The organism is Gilliamella sp. ESL0441 (assembly GCF_019469185.1).
In the GTDB taxonomy this organism is placed as follows: domain Bacteria; phylum Pseudomonadota; class Gammaproteobacteria; order Enterobacterales; family Orbaceae; genus Gilliamella.
In genome coordinates this window covers 2,224,841-2,249,441 of record NZ_CP048264.1, presented here as the reverse complement: position 1 = coordinate 2,249,441, position 24,601 = coordinate 2,224,841, and the positions used below count along the sequence as shown (strand labels likewise).

Annotated in this window: 21 protein-coding genes; 8 read left to right on the top strand and 13 right to left on the bottom strand. The window is 29.4% G+C overall.

The annotated features are described in order from the left end of the window. Positions 1–120 precede the first annotated feature (120 nt). The 8 genes from GYM75_RS09975 to GYM75_RS09940 form a co-directional block, all read right to left on the bottom strand. Entirely contained in the window at positions 121–5,340 is a 5,220-nt protein-coding gene (locus GYM75_RS09975; protein ID WP_220215808.1) for a helicase-related protein, read from the bottom strand. After that, on the bottom strand, positions 5,313–5,846 hold the full coding sequence (locus GYM75_RS09970) for a DUF1896 family protein (RefSeq protein WP_220215807.1): 534 nt from the start codon (positions 5,844–5,846) through the stop codon (positions 5,313–5,315). The genes GYM75_RS09975 and GYM75_RS09970 overlap by 28 nt, the downstream gene beginning before the upstream one ends. Before the next feature lie 52 nt (positions 5,847–5,898). Beyond that, positions 5,899–7,971: a type IA DNA topoisomerase gene (topB, locus tag GYM75_RS09965; RefSeq protein WP_220215806.1), complete on the bottom strand. Its 2,073-nt coding sequence runs from the start codon at positions 7,969–7,971 to the stop codon at positions 5,899–5,901. A 55-nt stretch (positions 7,972–8,026) separates the two neighbouring features. Beyond that, positions 8,027–9,265 carry a DUF3945 domain-containing protein gene (locus GYM75_RS09960; RefSeq protein ID WP_220215805.1) on the bottom strand — a complete coding sequence of 413 codons (1,239 nt, stop codon included), beginning with the start codon at positions 9,263–9,265 and terminating at the stop codon, positions 8,027–8,029. Between the two features lie 21 nt (positions 9,266–9,286). Continuing rightward, positions 9,287–9,574, bottom strand: coding sequence for a helix-turn-helix domain-containing protein (locus tag GYM75_RS09955; RefSeq protein WP_220215804.1), 288 nt, complete (start codon positions 9,572–9,574; stop codon positions 9,287–9,289). A 23-nt stretch (positions 9,575–9,597) separates the two neighbouring features. After that, complete coding sequence (locus tag GYM75_RS12440) at positions 9,598–9,891, bottom strand: helix-turn-helix domain-containing protein (protein ID WP_370632179.1); 294 nt, start codon at positions 9,889–9,891, stop codon at positions 9,598–9,600. Between the two features lie 220 nt (positions 9,892–10,111). Beyond that, positions 10,112–10,423 (bottom strand): helix-turn-helix domain-containing protein, encoded by a 312-nt coding sequence (locus GYM75_RS09945; RefSeq protein WP_220215802.1) that lies wholly within the window; start codon positions 10,421–10,423, stop codon positions 10,112–10,114. A gap of 179 nt (positions 10,424–10,602) precedes the next feature. After that, positions 10,603–10,977 (bottom strand): hypothetical protein, encoded by a 375-nt coding sequence (locus tag GYM75_RS09940; RefSeq protein ID WP_220215801.1) that lies wholly within the window; start codon positions 10,975–10,977, stop codon positions 10,603–10,605. Positions 10,978–11,448: 471 nt separating this feature from the next. Here GYM75_RS09940 and GYM75_RS09935 point away from each other — a divergent pair, with 471 nt between their 5' ends. From GYM75_RS09935 to GYM75_RS09900, 8 genes are all read left to right on the top strand, one after another. Then, positions 11,449–12,765, top strand: a complete 1,317-nt coding sequence (locus GYM75_RS09935; RefSeq protein WP_220215800.1) for a tyrosine-type recombinase/integrase — start codon at positions 11,449–11,451, stop codon at positions 12,763–12,765. Between the two features lie 487 nt (positions 12,766–13,252). Beyond that, positions 13,253–14,299, top strand: a complete 1,047-nt coding sequence (locus GYM75_RS09930) for a DUF932 domain-containing protein (protein ID WP_220215799.1) — start codon at positions 13,253–13,255, stop codon at positions 14,297–14,299. Then, positions 14,299–14,553 carry a hypothetical protein gene (locus GYM75_RS09925; protein ID WP_220215798.1) on the top strand — a complete coding sequence of 85 codons (255 nt, stop codon included), beginning with the start codon at positions 14,299–14,301 and terminating at the stop codon, positions 14,551–14,553. Before GYM75_RS09930 ends, GYM75_RS09925 begins: the two co-directional genes overlap by 1 nt. Positions 14,554–15,381: 828 nt before the next feature. Further along, the gene (locus GYM75_RS09920) at positions 15,382–15,636 is read left to right on the top strand and encodes a hypothetical protein (RefSeq protein WP_220215797.1); all 255 of its coding nucleotides are present in this window, start codon (positions 15,382–15,384) and stop codon (positions 15,634–15,636) included. A gap of 599 nt (positions 15,637–16,235) precedes the next feature. Then, entirely contained in the window at positions 16,236–17,945 is a 1,710-nt protein-coding gene (locus tag GYM75_RS09915) for a ParB/RepB/Spo0J family partition protein (protein ID WP_220215796.1), read from the top strand. Positions 17,946–18,005: 60 nt separating this feature from the next. Then, positions 18,006–18,536 (top strand): antirestriction protein ArdA, encoded by a 531-nt coding sequence (locus GYM75_RS09910; protein ID WP_220215795.1) that lies wholly within the window; start codon positions 18,006–18,008, stop codon positions 18,534–18,536. Positions 18,537–18,616: 80 nt separating this feature from the next. Beyond that, complete coding sequence (locus GYM75_RS09905; RefSeq protein ID WP_220215794.1) at positions 18,617–19,150, top strand: antirestriction protein ArdA; 534 nt, start codon at positions 18,617–18,619, stop codon at positions 19,148–19,150. Between the two features lie 176 nt (positions 19,151–19,326). Then, entirely contained in the window at positions 19,327–19,824 is a 498-nt protein-coding gene (locus GYM75_RS09900) for a hypothetical protein (RefSeq protein ID WP_220215793.1), read from the top strand. Positions 19,825–20,162: 338 nt separating this feature from the next. Here GYM75_RS09900 and traN read toward each other — a convergent pair whose 3' ends face one another. The 5 genes from traN to GYM75_RS09875 are packed head-to-tail and all read right to left on the bottom strand — an operon-like array spanning position 20,163 to position 24,599. Next, a complete protein-coding gene (traN, locus tag GYM75_RS09895) occupies positions 20,163–21,035 on the bottom strand; it encodes a conjugative transposon protein TraN (protein ID WP_220215792.1) in 873 nt (290 codons plus the stop codon). 22 nt (positions 21,036–21,057) lie between these two features. Beyond that, entirely contained in the window at positions 21,058–22,290 is a 1,233-nt protein-coding gene (gene traM, locus GYM75_RS09890; protein ID WP_220215791.1) for a conjugative transposon protein TraM, read from the bottom strand. Between the two features lie 23 nt (positions 22,291–22,313). Then, entirely contained in the window at positions 22,314–22,937 is a 624-nt protein-coding gene (traK, locus tag GYM75_RS09885; protein WP_220215790.1) for a conjugative transposon protein TraK, read from the bottom strand. Between the two features lie 12 nt (positions 22,938–22,949). After that, on the bottom strand, positions 22,950–23,945 hold the full coding sequence (traJ, locus tag GYM75_RS09880) for a conjugative transposon protein TraJ (RefSeq protein WP_220215789.1): 996 nt from the start codon (positions 23,943–23,945) through the stop codon (positions 22,950–22,952). 15 nt (positions 23,946–23,960) lie between these two features. Further along, positions 23,961–24,599 carry a DUF4141 domain-containing protein gene (locus tag GYM75_RS09875; RefSeq protein ID WP_220215788.1) on the bottom strand — a complete coding sequence of 213 codons (639 nt, stop codon included), beginning with the start codon at positions 24,597–24,599 and terminating at the stop codon, positions 23,961–23,963. Positions 24,600–24,601 lie beyond the last annotated feature (2 nt).

The window sequence follows — 24,601 nt, the reverse complement described above, 5'->3', positions numbered from 1 at the left end:
TTAACTTTTTGATGTGCGTATAAGGAGTATGATGTATTAAATTGAAAAAGAGTAGTAAGGGAATTAAAGGAAGGAATGTGATAAGTTAAAATCGTGTTTTAAGAGATATATAGCAGTATATTAACGTAATTTGAATTTTTTTTCCATTCTTATTGGAGCGATTATTCCTCCAGTTTTTTGTTCTTTTACATGGGTTGATTCATCTTTGTTGGTTTCTCCTTGAGTCGTTTTATGTATGGTATCTTTTAACTTTTTTTCAATGGATACTAATTTCAATTTCGATTCAACTAACTCTTTTTCTTTATTCCATTCTTTTTTAGTTATATCCTCCATTATGACAATATCTTGCTTTAAAGCTTTTACTTCGTTCTCATACTTTTCAAGTATATTTGGCATTTTTTTTAATGCATTGAAAAAATATTCTGATGCTAATTTTGGATTCTCAGCTATTTTACCATTATTATATTGGTACTTTATCCCGTTTAATCCTTCAACGTAAAAAAAATTCATTTTATGAAACATATCGAAATGGGTAGATATCAATAGTTTAAAATCATACAAAGTACCTATTTGTGTAAATTCGTTAGACATATAATTTTTATTCAAGTCATGCAAATAACCTGCTATTGATTTAATGTCATTTTTAGGTAAATTGTTAAACTTTAACCCCTTTAAATACAATTGAGTATCTTCTTTTATATTCGAGTTCCAATATTTTAAATCCTGTTTAATATTATTTATAATCTTCTCTTTATTCCTTACTTCTTTCAATGAATCTTGTAAAGTAAGCTTATTCATATATTTTTCTTTTTCAAAATTTCGCTTTTCATTTTCTAAAGAGGAAATTTTTTTTTCAAGTTTTGCCCGTTCTATCAAATCTGTATTTCCTGACAGGATGGCTGCATATTCAGCAAAACTGATCCCGTTTTCTTCAAATTGCCCTTCATCAATTCGTCTAATGGTTAATGTTCCTGATTTAAGTTGTTTAATGAAATGATCTTTATTCTTTAGTAAGTTAAATTTATAAGCGTCTAACGTTTTTTCAGTGGCATAGGTATAAATATCAACTTGATTATTAGCAAAATGCTTTGCTACTTTGTTATTCGTTCTAACAGTTCGCCCATTTCGTTGCGTTAACATATCGGGTCGCCACGGAATATCCAAATTATGCGATGCAACCGCTCGTTCTTGAGCGTTTATGCCTGTACCTAACGTTGTAGTTGACCCCATAATTACCCGTATTTCACCACTATTAATTTTTTTCTTAATTTCTTCCTTCTGTGTTTTGGTCTTAGCTGCCTGCATAAATTGTATTTCGTTTTCGGGTATTTTATAGTCTTCAACAAGTTTCCTTTTTATTTCGGAATAAATATTCCATGTTGTCTTATCATTTTCTTTGTAAACGCCTAAATCCGAAAATACAAATTGAGTACCTAAATGCTCATTAAATTTATAATAATATTCAGCAATTTTTTTTGCGCAATGTGAAGCCTTATTATCTTCATGATCTTCATAATGAGGTTCTATTAATCGCATGTCTAAAGACATTTTAGCCGAATAATTGGTTGCTATTAATTTTTTTGCTCGTAATTCATTGTGTGTAAGTTTGGGTCTGCCTAGAAGCAATCCGCTTTCTAAAGAATTATCTTTTAAAAAATTTATCAGTGTTTGGGTAAAAGCTTCTTGATCAGGCGTTTGTTTTATTTTATATAAAATTTCATTCGCTTTAGGTCTGTCCATTTTAATTTCATCGGCAGAACGATAATCCGTTATTTGGGCATAAAAATTTGAAAGTTCAGGAACTTTAATAAAGTACCTGTATCGTTCTTTTAATATAGGATCATTAGTAATGTCAATTTCATATTCAGTACTTTTTTGGGCAAATACTGCTGCCCAACTGTCAAAAGATGTGATTTTTTGCTTATCTAAAGCTTGTGGACGCAGGTATTTAAATAGTAAATACAGCTCTACCATTGAATTGGTTATTGTTGTACCAGAAAAGAAAGCAGCACCTAAATCTTTTTGTGTTCTTTGTTGAATGGTTCGAATAGCCATCAATAAGTGCATGGCACGTTGACTGCCTAATGGATTACCTATACCCGAAACCCTGTCATGACGAGTTGTAAACATTAAATTCTTAAACTGATGACTTTCATCAATGGATATCATATCAATCCCCATATTGGAAAAATCAGCAATATCATCTTGACGTTCTTTCATCTCTTGATTTATAAAAGACAATTTGCTATCAAGATTCATTTGTCTGATCCTCAATCCTTTTAACTGTGCATTGGACGCACCAGTATTTGAGGTAGCAACTCTTAAATTTTCCGCAATATCATCTAATTCACGTTGAATGGTGTCATGTTGAATTTGCAGACTATGAGGAATTTTACCAAATTGTTCATGGCTCATAATAATGCAATCATAGTTGTTATAGCGCATGTTATTAAATAAATTTACTCGATTATTTTTAGTAAAATCGGCAGGCGTAGGCGCAAGAATTTTAGCGTTTGGATAAGCCTTTTTAAATGTTTTGGTTATTTCATCAATATTCGTTTTTAAGCCGATAATCATTGGTTTATGTTTTAATCCCATCCGTTTTTGCTCATAGGAAGAAATACACATGGTAAGTGTTTTTCCTAAACCAACTTCATGATCTACTATACCGCCATCATTAAGTATTAACATCCATATAGCGTTTTTTTGACTTGGATATAATTCAGTAATTCCGAGATTTTTTAAATTTAAATCGGGGAATGTTAAATGCGACCCGTCATATATAGGTTTAGCAAAGCAATTAAACAAACGGTTATATGTATCTGCTAACGATTCATGAACTTCTAAGGATTGATTATTTAACCATGTTGTAAACCCGTTGCGCAGTTGTTCAATCTTACTTTTTGCTGTTTGGATTGATTCATGATCGGTTACTCTAACTGGTTTATTATCTTTTAGTATCTCTTTTGTAAAATTTGGGCATGTGTCAAGCAAGGCATGTTCAAGAATTCCTTTTCCGGTTATCAATTTTTTGGAATCTCTTTTTACGGAAAATTCTTCAAGGGTTATCGGATTATCTTTTTCTAATTTAACGGAAAAATGATCTACAATTGAATTATACTGTATGTTTACTTTCGTTTTAAAAATTTCGGAAACATAGTCTTCATATAATGAAGTATTTATCCACCTTTCACCAAAATTAAAGTCAAGCTCTTCATAAGGAATAGGTTTTGGAATTACATTTTTTAAAGCTTTTATTGAAAGTTGTGCCCATTGCTCATTTTCCATTCCAGAATGAACCATTTTTTGAATGATATCCAATCTTTCAATGACATTACCGGAAAGAAATAACTCAGATATCTCAAACTCATTATTTATCGGATTAAAATAGATCCTTTCTTTTAATTCGTCTAATAGGGCTTCTTTAGTTATATTTTTATCTTTCAATAGAGAAAGCATATAATCCAAATTCGCTTTACCGTATTGATTTAATGAACATGCTAAAGCTTCAGAGGGTGTATCTGCTTCCATTACAATATTAGTGGCAAATGCCACAGGTTGGTAAAAAATATCGGATTTTACAAATTGTCCGTCTAGTACCTTTTCCAGATTCAACACTTCACTGGATAGAGAATCCATTGCAAACAGTTTCTCATTATCTTTAGATCTTAAAAATCCATATTCCGCTATGAATTCGTCATATATTTTATTTAATTCTTCCCTAAGTTCGGGATTTTCTATTTTATGTTCCTTTTCATAGTTATCAAGGTTATTTGCTGTCTTGCGAATTTCTAAGTACTTTATAAATTTATTAGTATCTGTTTTATTCAGTTGTAACGGGCTAAATATGGATTCCTTTCGTCTTTTGTATGCTTTTTTTATATACCCTACTTGTTCATTATGGATGATTAGTGATTTTTCAGTTGCATAGTAGGGTAATGTTATGTCTTGATAAATAAATCTACTTTCATTTTTACTTTTATTTTCATTATTTTCAAATAAATTTAATTGGTTAAAAAAGTCCTGTATAGTAACTTTTGGAGAACTTTTTACTTGAGTTTTTATAATGGATGCACTTTTAGAAGATTCATTTACTTTTTTGATAATTCGATTTCGATCGAAAAATTCATCAAATAAGGTTTTTTGTGAATTATCTAAATTTTTATCTTCAATGATATTGTTTCTAACTGATTGAGAGGTCGTGTATAAATGATGGTCGAAAAGCTCAAAATCCTTTTTTAAATGATCTTTAACATCCGAAACTATACCTTCAACACCGCCACTATGTAGGTAGTAATCAGTAAATTTACCATAAAATTTTCTTATATAAGAAGCATCGGTATGAACAATATTTTTAGCATCTTTGAAATATTGGTTTTCATATTTTCCAGTTTCTTCAGAAAATTTGGAATAGGTAAATAATTTTTCTCTTTCGGTTAGTTGTTGTTTTCCGATATTTTTTTGAAGAATTATTAAATCTGTGCCGGCTTCTGTACCTGAATAGTCAGTAAATAAATTATTCGGCAGTCGTAAAGCCGATATCAAATTTGAATTATCCATTAACCATTTCCTGATATTTTCATTGCCATGTGAATCGATAAGACCGTTTGAACCGATAAATGCCAATATTCCGCCATTTTTCAAATTATCTAAGGCTTTTACAAAGAATAAGGTATTTATTTTACGTGAAGCAGATTTATATATATCTTTATTGCTATGATTTGAAAATTGAATATCAGAAGCAGATATATTTTCAAAAGGAATATTTGAAGTAATAACATCGTATTTAGTATCTTCGGCATCCCATTGTTGAAAAGTTTCATGGTAAACTTGATAATCATTCAAATAATGTTTAGCAACTTTAGCCGTTAAAGCATCTGCTTCCAAATTCACAAAATTATTTTTTTCTGTTCCTAATTTTTGAAATTTTTCAACAAAAATACCCATACCAGCCGAAGGATCTAAAAAGTGATCAATCACGATGTTTTTTTCTTCAAACACATCAGCCAACATTTGAACAAATTCGGGAGGAGTATAGAAAGAGGTTAATATTGATTGTCTTAAACTTTCGATATAGTTTTCAAACTCTCTTTGAGAGTTTGAAAACCTTTCAACTATATCGTATAACTCTTTTGCCAAAGGCAGTAACGATTTATCAGATTCAGACCAAACAGGATTATCTAACGGATACATTAAGGATCTAATACCGCCGAATCCTGTATATTTACTTAAAATTTCTTTTTCATAATCTGTAGCTTTTCTATTTTCTTTATCTAATTTAAATGCCGTTTCAATAGCTAAAATATTTGCTTTTAGATGTTCTCTTTTATTATATCCCATGTGTTCGTGCCATTTTTTTCTGCATAATCTGCGATAAAACCGGTTAGTTCTAAACGGAGATTATAAAATTCTTCAGTATCAACAAAATCATCTGTAATAGTGTATTTTTTTGTAATTTCTTTTATCTCTTTGTCTTTTTGTAATAACAATTTTTTGGCAAATTCTTGCATTTCATTATCAGACACATCCCATAATTCGGAAAATTCTTCGTCAATTACTTCTACTAATGTCTCGTACATGGAAAATGTGAAGTTTTCATATAGTATAGCCATAGCAACTTTATCGGCTTCCATTTCGGATAAACCGGATTTAAGGTTATCTTCTTTGGCAAGGGCTGCCGCATCTCCACGTTTTTTGATAAAATCTAAAGTTATTTCAGTGGGTGGAAAACTTTCTGCTTTATCATCCAAGTTTATAATACTTGTTGGAAAACTTTCTCTTAGACGTCGTAATAATAATAATTCGTAATACGACATGTTTGGAATTTTTTCAGTATTCTTTTTCATATAAGTATCCTTTTTCATAATTGTTAAATTTAATCTTTCAATAAAGATAAAATTATTTTTTCTTTTTTTGAGCCGGAAATGAAAACTCAACTTTAAATTCTTGATTCAATTGTAGATACGCATCAAACTTTTTACCGCTTTTTGAATTTAGTCCCTTAATTAAATCTGTTTTTTTGTTTGATAATAATGCACTGATTTGTTTTTCATTTAATTGTTTGCCTGATATTTCTTTAAATAACACAAAACCACATTCAGAAGAACTACATTTAAGTACTTTATTAAAATTTATGATGTCTTTTTGGCATTTAGGGCATTTATACATCGTCTGGTCTGTTCGTTCCACTTTAATCGTGGTATTAAGTAAATCAGTCGTTATTTGTCGGGTGAACACCTCAATACTTTTTTGTAAATTTTCCTTTGTCATTTCTGATTTTTCAATTTTTAATAAGGCGCTTTCCCACATGCCCGTTAATTCAACATTTGCAATGCGTTGATCTTTAACTACCTCATATACAGATAATCCGATTGATGTTGGTACTATTGTTTTTTTCTCACGTTTAATATAATTTCTATGGATTAATGTTTCTAGGATAGCTGCTCTCGTTGCTGGTGTACCAATGCCTATATCTGATAATATTTTACGTTGTTCGACGTCTTCTAATTCCTTCCCTGCATTTTCCATTGCACTTAGCAAAGATGCATCTGTATATAATGCCTTTGGTTTGGTTTTCTTTTCTATTTGTTCTACATTATTATCAATGGGTATCTGTTCATTAACTGCTATTACTGGTAAATTTTCATCCTCGTTATCATTTTCTTTTTCATTATTGACTTTACGCCATCCCTGCTGTTTTATTAATGTACCTTTAGTTGTAAATGAAATCCCCTCTAAAGTATAGTTTACGGTAGTGATTTCTTTAATACATTTCTCACTTAACGCTTCCAACATTTTTACGATAATCAAATCATAAATAATTTGTTCATCGGGAGCTAACTGAGTTGGTTTTTTTTCAGTAATTATAATGGCATGGTGATCTGTTACTTTGGAATCGTTCACCCCTTTATCATTAAAATTATTCAACTCTTTTGCATAATTTCCATATTTAGGATGATCGTAAAGTACAGGTACTAATTCGGATAGGGTTTCAAAGACATCTTTTGATAAATAACGACTACCTGTACGTGGATAAGTTATATATTGTGATTCATAGAGTTTTTGAGCAACGGAAAGGGTTTTATCAGCAGTAAAACCATTTTTACTGTTTGCTTCCCGTTGTAAACTGGTTAAATCATGAAAAAGTGGTGCTTCTTGATTTACTACTTTGGTATCAACTGTTTTTACTTCAATTGAATTACAGTTTTTAACTTTTTCAAAGGCGTTATTAGCCGATTGTATGTCATCAAAATTTTCACTAATTGCAGTAAATACAACATGATCCTTTTTTAAGGTTAATTTGATTTGCCAATACGGAACGGGCGTAAAATTTACATTTTCTAAATACCGTTTACAAATCATAGCTAATGTTGGCGTTTGAACTCGACCTAACGAAAAAACGCCCGAACCTGCTGCAAGGGTTAACGCTTGACTAGCGTTAATTCCCACTAACCAATCGGCTTCACTTCGCATTTGGGCAGCATAATATAAATTGTCAAAATTACTGCCCAATTGGATGTTATCCATTCCTTCTTTAATGGCTTTTTCCGTTAAACTACTAATCCACAGTCGATAAAAGGGTTTTTGACAATTCAAATAATTATATATATATCTGAATATCAATTCACCTTCACGCCCTGCATCGGTTGCTACAATAATTTTTTCACAGGTATCAAATAAATTTTTAATTATATTGATTTGTTTCAATGAGCCGGGGTCATCAATATAGTTTTTTCCGTCTTTAATCTTTTTGGGTGTTAGTTTAAATTGTTGTGGAATAATAGGAAGGTTTTCCTTTTTGAATCCTTCAAATCCGTAACTTTCGGGCATTGCCAATTGTATTAAATGTCCAAAAGCCCAACTTACTGCATATTGGTTGCCCTCTAAATATCCATCTTTTTTTTGATTTGCTTTTACAACGGAAGCAATACTTCGGGCAACACTTGGTTTTTCTGCTAAAATAACTATCATATTAATTTTTCTTTTAATTAGTTAAATGATTTAAAAAAACTACAATAGGAGTGTATTAGATTTTTCTTTGAGTTTTATTTGTGTTAGATGAGGAAATTAGAGATTCTGCATTGCGATTGATTTCCTCTCTATTTTGATAATTTTTTGACATAAATTCAAGCTTTTTTTGGTCGTTACTTATCTTTATAAATGAATCGAATACTTTGTTATTTTTGGTTAATCCTGTTAAAAAGATAGTTTCACCTTTCCTAAGTTTAATTTTATCTTCTTCACTCAATTCTTTTCCGAGTAAGGTATTGGGTAGTTTAAAGTCGATTAAATCATCATTTTTCTGATTTTTAGATTGTTTTTCATTATTAAGAAATTCAAAACTTAGGTTTCGAGTATCTGCCGAAACAGTAACTTTTGCACTAAATAAACTTCCATTTTTAGATACCATATCTGTAAGGTATATTGATCTTCCTTCCCTTAGAGCCTGTTGTTGTTTCTGTGTTAATGGAACTTCTTTTAATTCATCTGGAATTTTAATTTTATCAGCTCGTACGGCAACCAATTCATTAGTTAATTTATCTAACGATACAAAGCTTTGAACTATTTGTCCCTTTATGTTTAAATCTGCTAAACGTCCTAAATGACCGGTATTCAACAATGATAATTTATCTAATGCTGTAAGTTCTAAACCAAAAAATGGAACATTCAGATTGGGCTTATGCCTGTGTGGATGTACAGCTATATTTACTTTACCTTGATCATCTCTACGTAATGATAACCGAGCATCTGTATAAAAGGGTTGCCCTAAGCATTCTGCTTTTATCGATAATAATATGGGTGTTTTTTTATAGTTTAATAAATTTTCTAAACATTTCGTTTTCTCCAACGTTTCTTTAGTTATCCCTAACGAGTTTAATTGTTCCCAGTCAATTTCATCTTCACTAATCGGTTTATAGGTTGGTTTGTTGTATTGAGAAGGTTCTACTTTTATGGTTGAAATAACTTCTTTTGCTTCGGGTTCATCAACAATTTGTTTTATTTGAGCAGCATAACTTTCTACATCTATTGCAGGTACTTTAAAAAAATCATATCCGTAAGGATTTTTGCACTGATTCCAAAAATTCTTCATAAAGTTTTCAAGTACATTATTATTATTGTCTAGCAATAAAAATTTAGATTTGTTTTTGTTTTCAGGAGCGACACTCTTTACATCACCTTTTTCGTCCATTCCTGTAACTACTTTAATATTATTGTTTTCTTTTTCTCTTACTAATAATACTTCTTTTTCTTCTTCTTTTTTCATGATTATTTGGTTTAAAATTGTTTATAATTCGATTTTCTTATTATTGTTATGGATAAATTCTTGTATATTTTCTTGTGTATAAAATATTTTTTTTCCGATTTTTTGATACTTTAAAAGTCCCATAGATCTATATCTTTGAAGGGTAGCTTTGCTAATATTTAATAATTGACATAGATCCTGATTATCAAAATAATTTTGTTCTGTAATGCAGTTTTTGAAATAAAATAACTTTTCAATTTTTTCCAGTTTTTCCAACAATTTTTGTTCTGTTTTTTGTAGTCTTTTTTCTAGTTCTTCAAGAGTGATCATTGTGGTTGTTTTTATGTTTATTATTATTTAATAGTATTGGTTAAGTAGTTTATATAGTTCATATGCAAGTTTGAGACGGACTTTACTTTACAACATATTAGTCTCTCTTCAACGATTCTTTCTATTTCCGAAAATCTGTATATAATCCTAGTTCCTTTTCTTAAATACGTAACTTTTTTTTTATCTCTTAACCGAGATAGCGTCCTTGGACAAATAAGTAGTATTTGACAAACTTCATGGGTTTCTAAATAGATATGCTCAGTTTTCAATACTATTTGACCATTGTTGTTGAAAGAGGCATGATCATTAGCGCTCATTTGCATCAACTTACATAGACAGTTAAAGATTCGGTCGATTTTTTCAATTAATACGTCTTGGTCTGGGTTTTCAATAATTAACTTTTTCATAGTTGTGAATTTTTTTGTTTAATTTCATAAACGCATAAAAGGGCATTATTCAATCATGTCAACATGTAACTTTATTATATTTAGATTATTAAGATTTATTTTATAGTAATAAAAAATGTAGGTGCTTACGCTAATATGTAAGTTTTGATCTTGTATTGGACTGCATCCAGTCTAAAAGCTCTTTTCTTGAAAAAATCAATTTATTGCCGAATTTTTTGCAGGGTATTTTTCTTTCAGAAGATAATTTATACAATTTGGATTTCGATATGTCATACCCATTTTCCGCAAGAAAAGCAATTGCAGATGTGAGGTTAATGGTATCAACAACGGGTAATTCGTTAGATTGATTAAAAAGATCTGAATAATTATCAAATACGCTCGAAATTTCCTCTTTAAGGATTTTGCGTAATTCGTTTTCATTTAAAATTGTGAAATCTGCCATATATTTATATTTATTGGTTATATGGCAAAGTAAGTAATTGAAGTTTAGATATAAAAACACCTAAAAATGTTACATATACATATTAAATAGCATTATTTTATAAAATAATACTCTTGTTTTTTTTGATTATTTGCAAAAATGTCAATTCGGTACGGTCATTCTATTTAACTGTACCCCAGTTAATTATTTTTTTTATACAGACGCAATTGTTCTAAAATATGCTCTAATTGATAATAATTAAATTTCTCATTGCTAATTAATTCAAGAGAAATCCATCTTGATATCGTACTTCTTTTAACTTTTAAAATTTTTGATAATTGTGCTTGAGAGCCAATAATTTTGTTTGGATGATTTTTAAGATATCTTTCCAGTCTATCAATTATTTTATCAATATTATTAATCTTATACTCCTTAATACAATCAAAATTAATAGTAAGAGTACTTATATCGAAATTATTAAATTGATGATGATTTGCTACTTCTGAAATAATAGCATCATATAACGTTTGGGATAATTCAGTTCTTCTAATTGTGTAGTTAGTTTGTTTTGGCATTTTAGATATTTATCTAAAAATATACATTTTTTAAGAATTAAATGAACATCCAACATTGCTTTTTTTTCTATATATTTGAAAAACTAAAATGGATTTCTAAGTAATAACAAAAATTTAGGAATAAGAAAAGTTGTTTAGGATATATTTAGGACTAAAAATATTCTAAATTTAGAGATAAATGCAACTCTTTGATTGATAATTTGTTATGAGTTATTTTGAGTTAATTAGTATATTTATAAAAATAATATTCACATATATTTCAAGCACTTTCTCATTCCTATTTTTATTTAATAAATCTCTGATTTCCAGTGATTTAACAAAATTATGATTTTTTTTTATTTTCTTAGATTTATATATAATCCATAAAGTTATTTAGGAGATATTTAGGACTAAAACAGTACTAACTGTTAAAACTTTATCCTTATATTTATTAAATATAAATGTAGTATTAACAATTAAAAATTCATTCTTATGATGAACTACACTAGCAACGGAGTTTCTATTGCGACTGTCTTGGAAAAAGTAAAAGAAAAGAAAAGGAAAAATGCAAATCAGATTACAAAAGAATTAAGTAAAGAAGATTATTATTATGTAAGAGTTCGAGTTATCTATAAGCAAAAAATTTCATATTTTACAACAGGAAAAAAGATAACCAAAACGGATTGGCAAACGTTAGCAAAAACCAAAAGCAAAAAAATGCTAGAGGTACGAAAAGATATTGAAATAAGATTTGATATAATCAAAAATGCAGTTAGAGATCTTATTTTTAGAAATGAATTTTCATTTGAGAATCTCAAACAATCTTTATCCGCTAGTCCAAATAAAAAAGAAGCATCAGATAATCCCATCAATAGTCAGAATAGAACTGAAACGTTAGATAATTTCATAAACGCCAAAATTAAATCCTTACGTGAGAATCAACAAATAGGGACTAGTAATATCTATGAGAGCACACTTGCTTCCACTAACAGACTCATGGGAAAAAATATTTTACTTACTGATGTTACCATTGAATGGTTAAGAACCTATGAAAGAAAAGCATTAAATGAAGGTTTAGCTTATTCCACTATTGGTTTTTATCTTCGTAACATTCAACATATGATGAGATTAGCTGTAAAACAGGAAATTATAACTGAAAAACAATATCCTTTCGGCGGTGATAAATATATTATTCCAGTAAGTGAAAGTCGTAAAATAGCACTTACCATCGATGAATTGAAAGCGATTATTAATTGTAAGGATTTAACCCAACAAGCCGAAAAATATCGTGATTTATGGCTTTTTTCTTATTATTTGAATGGCGCTAATTTTGCTGATATTTTTCGATTAAAATACAATAATATTCAGGATGATGAAATAAATTTTTATAGGCAAAAAACTATTCGTAAATCTCGCATAAAAAAACTTATTCGAGTTAGTTTAACATCAGAAATGAAAGCTATTATTAAAAAATGGGGCAATCCTAATTTATCTCCTAATAATTATATTTTTGCTGATTTACTAGATGACGAAACAGCAGAAAAGAAACATAAAAGTGTTGGAAAGTATGTAAGATATTGTAATAGACACATGACAAATATAGGCAAAAAAATAGGAATAAATAAAGTAATCACTACTTATAGTGCTAGACATACTTATGCGACCTTACTTAAACATCGAGGAGCTAATATTGCTTATATCTCTGAAAGTTTAGGGCATAAAGATTTAAAAACTACCGAACATTATTTAGCCTCTTTTGGAAAGGAGGAAAGACAAAAAAACGCCCGTTTATTAAACCCTTTTTTGTAATCAAAAAAGGGTTTTTTTTATCATAATAAAATCTTAATTTATCCCTACCTCAATTCATTCTTTTACTTACTTATATAGATTTACATCCCACATTATCAAGTAGAGCCAATTTACATTTAGTAAATTGGAAACCTTCTTCTATAATTTTCCTCTTAATTATAAGCAATACATAGCATCAGAATAAAATATATTATAAAAACCGATAAAAGATTTTTCTAACATTTTTTTCAAAAAAAAACAACAAAAAAGGCAGCTAAGGTGTACGGCTAATTCTTAGAAAAAAAAGAGACTACGGCATAATAGCTTTCAATCTTAAAGAGGAAAGCTATCCTTCGGAACTTATTCCGTTTCCTCTTTTTTTTCTGAATAAGCCATCCTTTAGTCTGCTTTCTTTTTTGTCGTTTTTTCTTTTGAAAAAAAACATTTTTTTTTAAGAGAGACAGACAAAGAATTTTAAATAAAATAATTAATTAAAAAAATTAATATTATGAACTTAACATTAAGTAAAAAAAGATCTTTAAATCGAAAAAAAGCTCCTTCATTTTTTGAAGTTAAGCCGAAAACGTGGCAGAAAATAGGATTACCAATTGATGAATGTAAAAGCATTCATGATGTAATTAATTCACATGATTTAAATTTTCACGTCGAAAAAAAACCATTATTTGTACAATTATCGGAAACCAATTTTAAACCTATCTTAACACATTTTTCGACTGTTCGAACCGATACAAATCAACATTTAGGTGTTGTTGGCAAAAATTATAAAGTTATACAAAATAAGGAGGCATTTTCTTTTTTTGATGACATTATAAAAGTTATGCCAGGAATTGAATTTGAAACAGCAGGCATAGTAAATGATGGTGCGCGTATTTTTATAACTGCAAAATTACCTTCATACATGCGTATTAAAAAAGATGATATTATTGATAATTATTTATTTGTTACTACCTCGCACGATTCCACATCATCAATAGTCGTAAAAATTACTCCCATAAGGGTTTTTTGTGAAAATACTTTAAATGCCGCATTATATGGCAAAAAAAATTCAGTACGAATTCGCCATACAACGAATGCTAATATCCGTATGCGCAGCGTAGCGCACATAATCAATTTAGCTAATGAAATGCAATCAAACATGGAAAATATATTTAATTCATGGGCTAATATTGAAATCACGGATTCCAATTTGCGAAAATTTATTGAACTTTCGATGTGTTCAGAACAACAAAATACTCTCGATAACTCTGATAAAGAGAAGAAATATAAATTGTCTTCCAATCTCAAAACACAGGTAAATAATGTTTACAGTTATGCAAAATTACATCCCTCACAAAATTTGGAAAGTACAAAAGGAACTTTATTTGGAGCATATAACGCTATTTCTGGATATTATCAAAACATCCGTAATTACAAAACTGATTCAGATAAATTTAATTCTTTATATTTTGGAGGAACGGCAGAAATAAACAATCAAAGGGCTTTTAATCTATGTATGCAATATTCAAAAAATAATCAATTTTTTAATTTAAACTAATGAATCATCCACCATATATAAAATATGAAATAAGACAATTCGGAAAAATTGTTATTTCTTCTGAAGACTATGATATAAAAAAAACTTTTAATTCATTAACTGGAAAGTCTTTTGATTCAGATACTGAATATCAAATGTATTTAAGTAATGTAATGAAATTAGATATCTTCAAATACGGAGAGATTGAACTATTTGTAAATGATAAATTAATTATTAAAGGTGAAATATCAAAAGAATTAATAAAAAATAATTAAAAACTAAACAAATGCTGAACAAAAACAACTCACAACTTTTATTAAATGACACTTCATGAAATTTGTTTTCCTGTATTACTGGTAACAATTTTACACAACGACAAAATTTAACATAAGACACCTATTTACTATCACTTAAATTTAAACTAATGAAAAAACTTCATAATACCATATTCGAAATAAGACAATTTGAAAATACTATTATTTCAGCTCCATCGGATTTAAATGAAACCTTTTTTAATTTAACGGGCTGGAACTTTAAAAAAGATCAAGACTATAAAGAGTATTTGGACTATAACATGCCAAAGCTAGGGTTTACTTTTGGAAAGATAGAAATGTATTTAAATGATACATTATTTGCGAGGGGGGAGATCTCAAATGATTTGAGCAGATTATCTATTGAATTTTTTTATGTAAAACTAAACAAATGCTAAACAAAAACAACGCACAACTTTTATTAAATGACACTTCATGAAATTTGTTTTCCTGTATTACTGGTAACAATTTTACACAACGACAAAATTTAACATAAGACACCTATTTACTATCACTTAAATTTAAACTAATGAAATATCCACCATATATAAAATATGAAATAAGACAATTCGGGAAAAGTATTATTATAGATAATAAACCTGTAAGAGATCGATTTTTTAATTTAACGGGTCGCAATTTTGATACAAATGTCGAATATCAAAAGTTTTTAAACTCCTATTTACGATCCTCAGGCTTCACTTATGGAGAGATAGAACTATTTGTAAATGATAAATTAATTATTAAAGGTGAAATATCAAAAGAATTAATAAAAAATAATTAAAAACTAAACAAATGCTGAACACATTAAACCACAAACAAGAAATAAGACAATTCGGAAAATTTGTTATTTCTTCTGATAACGATGATACAGAAAAATTATTTAATTTATTAACTGGAGAGAGTTTTGATTCAGACATTAAATATCAAGAGTATTTAATTACAATGATGAAATCAAGTGTCTTCAAATACGGAGAGATTGAACTATGGATAAATGATAAATTAATTTCAAAAGGTGTAATATCAAAAGAATTAATAAAAAATAATTAAAAACTAAACAAATGCTGAACCCAAACAACGATGAACAAGAAATAAGACAATTCGGAAAATATATTCTTTCAGGTAATCATAGCTTAGGAGTAATATTTAACAATTTAACCGGAAAAAATTTTACAACAAATAAAGAATATCAGTGATATATAAAATCACGATTAGCAGTCTCAGATTTCACTTATGGAGAGATAGAACTATGAATAAATGATAAATTAATTTCAAAAGGTAAAATATTAAAAAAATTGGAAAAAACCAATTAAATTTATCTGTATAGATTTAAATTCAAATCCCATCACTCCTCTTTATTATCGCCGTGGCTTACCTTTCTAATTCAGATTTAAAGGTTTGTTGAATTTTCGAAAAATTCAATTTCAAGGCAAGTTTTTTCAAAAAATCTCCACCTTACAGGTAGTATTTTTTTTCAAAAAAAATTGATTTTTCCTCAAATTAAACCTTTTCTAAATCTGAAAATGAAAGGTTATACCACTGGCTCCGAAAAATAAAAAAAAGTCGTTGAAGTGAGTAATTTTTGAAAATAAAAGTTACCCACTTTCCAAAAAATAAAAAAAATTTTCACAACTAAAAGAGTACAAACCATGAAAAAAACAACTGTAACCCCTACACGGGCATCGCAAAAAAAACAAAAAGAAATCACTTACAAAAATATAAAGTATTCTGTACAAGATTTTAAATTAACTCAGATTAAACCGAGTACATTAAATCCACGTAATTTGCAGGATAACGACCCTTCACTTATTGAATTGAGCGAAAATATTGATAAAAACGGGTTGATAAATCCTATAATTATACGCCCATGCGGTACAGGTTTTGAGATTGTTTGCGGTGAACGTAGATACAAAGCATTTCAATTATTAAAACGGGAAACAATCCCAGCAATTTGTATTAATTTGAGCGATCAAGAAGCGGAAGAGTGGCGGATTTCTGAAAATTTACAACGCCAAAACATCACGCCTGTTGAGGAGGCAAACGCATTTAATCGATTGATTCAAAAATATAATTATACGATTGAAGATCTTTGTATAAAATTCGGGAAAAGCGAATCATATATTAGAAATCGCCTCAAATTTTCAAATTTAATACCTGAATTTGCCAATTTATTAAATGAGGAAAAAATCAACTTACGAAGCGCTAATCTTATTAGTTGTTATTCTGCCGAAATACAAAAAGAAATTTATCAAGATCATTTTAATGAAGATGAGAAATATAATTTTAGAAGTTGGACAAATCTATCACCAAAAAAGTTGGATGAGTTAATCAAAGAAAATTATACGTATAAACTCCATTTATATAAATTTGATAAATCAGAATGTCAAAATTGTCCGAGCAATTCGGCTAATACTTCACTATTTGGTGAAATAACAGAAGATTCCTTTTGTAGCAACACAAATTGTATGTACAAAAAAAATGCACAATGTATATTAAATGAGATTAAACAATCTAATCAAAAATACCCTACCAGAGAATTACTAATTCAACAATTTACTGATACCGATCATTTAGTTACTGCCCTAGAAAATGAGGGTTACCAAGTTAAATATAATGATCTGTCTGATTATACCCCTGTTCCACCAAAACAAATCGAACCTAAACGAAAAGATTTTAAAAGTGACGCCGAATATAACGAAAATTTTGATAAATATCAAAACAATAAAATTTATTTAGAAAAATTTATTGACAGCGAAAAACGGGGAGAGATAGAGGTAATAACGCAAATATCACCGAAGGGGTTAACCTATTATTTTAAAAAACAAACAGATAAGCAAGATACAACTGATAAAATTTTCGAATTAAAAGAAAAAGATAAGCGAAATCAAGAGTTAGTTGTTGAAAATACGGTAAAAGATTTAAAAGAGGAGATGGAGAAAATTGAATTTAAAGAGATATTGACGGAAACAGAAAAAAAATTGTTTTATTACTATATTTTAGAATCTTTAAAAACTAAATATTTTTCAGTATTTGGATTTGCAGACAAATATTATTTGTCTAGTGAGGATAGACTAAAAATTGTTGATAATTTAGACGAAATAAAAGAATCTTTAATTATTCAATGTTTTGTATTTGAAAAAATGAAATCGGTTAGCCCTGCATTACCCGAATTGAATAAAATTGAAATCGATAATTTTTTACAATTCGCAACTTTACACCTACCTGATCAAACTAAATCAATTCAAAAAAAATATCGTGAAGTATATGAAAAGCGAAAAAAACGAATCAAAGAACAAATTAAATCGCTTTCGATTTCAATACCAGCAGAAACCACAAAAATTACCAAACAATTACATTAACCAACAATTTTAAAGAAAGCCCACATAAATAGGGCTTTCTACTCACAGGAGTATGATTTAATGCATGACATCACTGAAGCGAAAATTTATGTAGGAACATATGATAAATATAATAACGGCAGTATTCAAGGAGATTGGCTAGATCTTATTGATTATGACAGTTTTGAATCATTTTTAGAAAAATGTAAAGAAATTCATGACGATGAATTAGAGCCTGAATACATGTTTCAAGATTATGAAAATATACCCAAAAATTTTATAAATGAATCCACCATTGATAAAAGAATTTTTGAATTAATTGAACATGCTAGCGGATTAAGCGGGGACGAGGCAGACGCTTTTAATGTTTTTTTAGATAGTGATCTTTTTAATAAAAGTGATGATGCCCACGATATCATCAATAAATTTGATGATCAATATATTGGTTATTTCGAATCCGAAGAAGAATTTGGGCATTATATTTTTAAAAATATGGGATTCAAAATTGAGGAATTTTTAGAACGTTATATCGATTATGAGAAACTGGGACGAGATGAACTCAAGGGAGGCTCATTTTACGATATCGACAATCACTATTTTTCTTGTACATAAAAATAAAAAATCTTTCAAGTAAACATAAAATAATTAAAGAAAGTCATTAAAAATGACTTTCTATAAAAAACACATTCAATATGGAAACAATTTTAAATGCGAAAGTATACGTAGGCACATATCATAAATTTAACAATAGCAATCTTAAAGGAGATTGGATAAATTTGAATGAACATTCTAATTTAGAATCATTTTATGATGAATGCAAACGATTACATAATAACGAGTTTGCCCCAGAATATATGTTTCAATCTCATGAAAATATACCCAATGGTTTTATAACTGAGTGTTCCATTGATAAAAGAATTTTTGATTTAATAGATAAAAATTATAACTTTTCAGAAGAAAAACAACGAGCTTTTTATGTATTTTTAGATAATTATGATTTTAAAGATTCTGATTATGCCCAAGATATCATCGATATGTTTGATGATAAATATGTCGGTTATTACAAATCAAATTATGAATTTGGTTATGATCTAGTTGATACTTATTTAGGTATCAACAATATCGAATTTATAGAAAATTATATCGATTTTAAGAAACTAGGAGAGGACATAATCAAGCAGGGATATGTTCGCCAATTCGAGGGCTATTATTTTAACAATTATTAAATTTATAAACGTTTTGGTAATTATGTTTTTCGGAATCCATAAAAAAGCACAAAAAAGCAAAAATTATACTTGACCATATAGAGAGGTCTATATACAATATGGCTTACACAGTCAACCATGACTAACCGAACAGGACGGGTTATCCTGTAATTCAACAGAGAGTAAGCCATATGTTTATGAAAAATCAAGTAAAATTAGATACCAAACTATTAAAAGAAACAGTTCAAAAATTAAAAAAAATCGACCCTAACCAAAAACTGGAATTCACTATAACAGTATTCAAAAGGTCTCCATACATGGGATTAGATCGTTATGCCAGTAACACCATAAGGGTTAGATGTCAAAATGTAGGAAGAGTAAAAGGCGAACCGAGAGAATTGGAGTTTTTCCATTTAATATGGTGTTTTAATGGCACAGTAATTAAAAAAAATGATATGAGCAGTACAAAAGTTCCTGATACAAAAACCCTTAACAAATTAATCGAAAATTATTCAAAATTTGGAACCGTGACCATTAGACGAAATGATTTACCGTTCATAAAAGATGAAAATTATTTGATTATTGTTGACCAAGTAGGAAATCATTTAGACTTTGAGTATAACATCGTAGAGTCTTTTAATAGCTATAGTGAGGCTTTACGAGCATCAAGAAAATATAAAAATGATTTAAAATAAAAGTTAACGGCCCTAGCAATAGGGCTATTAACTTTTATGTTATTAACGTTATTAACGTTATTAACATGATCAAGCGGTTTTGAAAAAAATTTTTCGAAGCCTCATGCTTCGGCTTCGAACTTTATCCAATGGTAAATCAAAAAGTTGCGCTTCATTTTTTTCATTATGAATTTATTTCTATTTTTTATGATTAATGATTAAGATAATAAAAAAGCCCTATCAATAGGGCTTTTTTACTTTCATATGATTAACTTAACGAAGTGGTTTTAAAAAAAATTTTTCGAAGCCTCATGCTTCGGCTTCGAGCTTTAACCGATAGTAAATCAAATGGTTGCGCTTCATTTTTTTATATAATTCAACGATTTAATGGATCTAGCGTTAAGTAAATCTTTATTTTTAATAATTAATTGTTGATTTCTGCTTCCGTTTTTTTCAAAAAGTTCAATTACTAATAATTTATCATCGGGGATAGTAATTTTATTAATCACAAATATGGTTTTTTCGCACGTACCAGGATATATAGTTTTAACCTCATTATACGATTGCACTTCGGATAATATATTTTCCTGAATAACCGTACGTTTAGCCACTTTTTTGTCCACAACTTTAATTTTTATAAAATCGATATCTAACGGCAAATTAGATAAATTTCTTAATTCTGTTTTTAAAAAAATTAAATGATCATGTATGTAGATATCCGTTAATTGATAGTTTATCTTAAATTTATTACTAGTAATATTCCTAGCGGTTTTATTGGATTCATTATAAATAGACGTCATAATATCATTAACCATTTTCGGAGAAGTATCACCCATAGTTGAAAAATATACAGGTATTTTATGATTATAAAATTGTTTATCCCGTAAAATGTCTAACATCTCAATATTCAATTGAGAGGGGGTATCCGTATAAAATACATTAAACGGATAAAAAATGCCGTCGCTCGTAATTACCGATAAATTAGTGGGATTAAAATTCTTAACAGCCGCTTTTACACGTAATACATTTTCAGCACCGTCAGCCTTTTTTGCAATAATATCGTTAGACCCCAGATCAACGTAGGTAATTTCAGACGGAAATAAAATATGTAATGTTTTATCATAGGTTACGTCTATCCCAGTTGACTGAATATAATTATAATTTTGCGCTGAAAGATTAATATTGCAGAATAAACAATAAATAATGATTGATAGTAAAAAATATTTTTTCATTTTATGTAAGTTTTTAAATTGATTATTTTGAAACTAAGAGTACTTGATGACCCGATTTTAACGTGATTTTTTTCGTGGTTAATTTTTTAGAAAAATATTGAGAAATTCCTTGAATTACTCCGTTACTCATGCTTGAAGCGAGTTGCTGTTCAGTACTTTTTATAACTGAAACTTCCGTACCTGCCGTGTTTGACATTCCGGCTAAGATTTCATTTGCAGCATTTAGGGTCATTAAATGAGGAACAAATAACCCCTGTTGACCGTCAAGATCATAAACAGATAATTCAACCGATTCTATAGTTCCGTTATATTCGAGCGATGAAACAAAAATACCGACCCGATCCCCGTTTATTTTTACCACTCCCGTTAAAAGCGTATTTACAGGTATAATATTTTCATTAATCGAAACTTTTTCAAGAAGTCGTAATCTGACATTTTGCCCATCCATCACTTTTTGAGTAGTATGTATGCATGCCCGAATCGTGTTTTTTTCTTGGGCAAAATACGATTTACCCATAGTATTAAAGAAAAATTGCCTATCCCCACCGTATGAATCCATAATTTCTTCAACCGACTTCGGCGGAGATAAACAGGATATCAAATTTGATTCTTCTTCTTCTTCATTGACCGATAAAATTTTATGTTTCTTTTCTTGAGTGACCTTACCCGTATTAGATACGATATCTGTTTGCGTAGGAACAGAATTTACAGTACCAGTAATAGATGGAAAATATTTAGCTGCTAACTGATAGGATTTTTCCATGAAAGCTAATTTTTTATCATCTTCATCAATTTGATTGGTTGGATTTAAGGCATGTTGATGTTGCAATTTATCCGATAATTCTTCCACTTTTTTAATTAACTTGTCCTTTTCATAATCCGTGTTTTTAGAAGTTTTCGATAAATCACTTATCCTGTTGTTTATTTCATTATAGGCACGTGCCGAATGGATAATTTTTTCATTCGGGGTATTTTCTTGAGTTTCCACATCTCCAATTAAATGATCGAACGAGGTCGACAACTCTTGGATGCCTTTTTTCTTTTCGACCTTCAGTCGGGCGATGTCATCCAATTCATATATTTTTTTCTTATCATTGATTAAATTTGCATTATTTGGTTGTGGTATGTTTCCATTGATAACAGATTCCATGTTTATTTCGGAAGGCGCAAAAATATAATATACCGTAGTTATACAAATGATTGTCATTATAGAAAATACAACCATTTTTTTTAGATTTTTTTTATTAAATTTCATTGCTATTTATTAAAAAGTTAATTTTATCTATCTAAAACTCGCACATCCTTATTTTGTTGAATAATAAAATTTTCAATAATAAAACCTTGCGGATTATTATCCGAACGAACAGAATTAACCAACTTACAATGAGTAATTAAACTTCGTTCAGTAATATTACTTTCACGAATAATTTGTTGCGAGGCATACGTTGTTATGGAATACGGGTACGTATTGAAATCACATAAAATACTATCCACCTGTATCATTTGATGAATATTTCCACTGATAATACGATTGTAATATCCACTTTCCGATAGATCTTTATAATAATTGAACGGACTTTTATCAGCCAAATATAAAGCACGCTCTATGTTACCCTCAATCGCTTTTTTATCTGGAGATAACGTAAAAAATAACTCATGAAATCGCCGAACGTGTTCACGAGCTTCAATAGGTCTGTTTTGTGAGGCATCTTGAGATAATGCCAACATTAGAGATTTACCATTATCTAGCACATAAATCTTTTCTCTTTGTTGTTCTGCAAAATCATAGGCTTTAAAAATACTGAATGCCGTAATTGCAGTACATGAAATAAGATAAATCATCGAAAATAACCGAATTTTATTAAAACTCGATTCTATGTTTTTTAAACTTTTAAATTCCATTTTATTTTTTGTTTATTTTTTAAAACGCTTAATTAATCTGCCGGCAATATTTCCGGTTAATGAACCTATTACACCGCTTGTTACAGCCGCTGTTCGTTGAGTAACATTTGAAATATTTCTGCCCATGCCGCTCATGCCCCCAGCTTGAACAATCCACCCCGAAGCTATGGGAATCGATAAATAACCAATAATTCCAATAATCATAAAAATTACATAAACAGAATTTGACACATCGGGATTAAAATCGGGGTTGTTTTGCATTTCTGAAATATCGTTTTTTAACATCAAAATTTGAATCTGAGCTAAAATTGAACTAAACACATCGGACACAGGCAGCCATATGTAGACATAAATATATCGGGATATCCACTGTAAAATATTATTTTGAAATCCGTCAAAAGCGGAAATGGCAAAAGCAATCGGTCCTAAGATTGTTAACACAATCAAGAAAAAAGTCCTTAGAACATCTACTACCAAACTCACCGCCACAAAAATGCTTTCCAACACTCCACGGAAAAAACTTTGAACCGAGCGTTTCATATTATACATCGCTCGTTCGATGTACATACCTGTCATAACGCCGAGATCCCGCCACCCCATTTGATTAATCATTTGATCAAATACTTCATTATCAACTAAATATGCCGTTTCGGGATTGCGTTTCATAAATTCATATTCCAATTGATCTTTTTGCTTTTGGTATTCTTCTAAACTAAATGTTTGACCGTTTAATAACTTGTTAGTACCCGTCACGACAGGACTTAAAATACTATTAATCGTACCGATAACTATGGTAGGAAAAAAGGTGATACAAAGCAGAATAGCAAACGGGCGCAGTAGGGGAAATACATCTATCGGCTCAGCTCGTGCGAGTTGTTGCCAAACTCGATATGCCAAATAAAATAATCCCCCTAATCCTGCAATCGTTTTTGAAGCGGTTATCATCTCACTACACAAGGGCATCATGTCTTGATATAGTGCTCGTAATATAGCATGTAAGTTATCCATACTTCGATTCTGATATTACCAATATTTTTCTTCGGGTTTTCCGTAAAGATTTAATATACGTTGCGAATCCCCCGATTTTTTAGATCGCAAATACGATATACTAATATTTTTGTTCGTATAGTATTGTGTTAAATTGCGGTATTTCTTCATCGAATAATAGATTTTATCAATAAGATCTAATCGCTCCTTGTCCGTCATAGACATGTTAGTAACCGTAATTACATTTTGCAGTTCATCCAACAAAAGACTGCTTTCAGATAATATATTTGTATAGCCCGTTGCAATCGCCCCCAGTTCCTCAATACTGTAATTTTTGTCATTCATCATTTTTTTAAAATTTTTCGAATAGATATCCGAAATGTCCTTAATCAAATCGTACGTTAATTTGATTTTATGAGCACCCCTCACCACATCAGTTACGTTTTTCAATTGATCATAATATTTCTTTGTTTCTTGAAATAATTTTTCGGTTTCTTGAAAATTTTTAATCATATTTTGGGCTGTGGTAGAAGTTTCTACAATTTCTTGTGTAGAGTTAATAATACTTTGTATTAAATTACTGGGATCACTAACCACCAGTTGTGCATGTAAGATAAAAGGATTGCACAGACCCACCAATACGATGAACGTATTGAAAAAGTTTTTGATTTTCATGT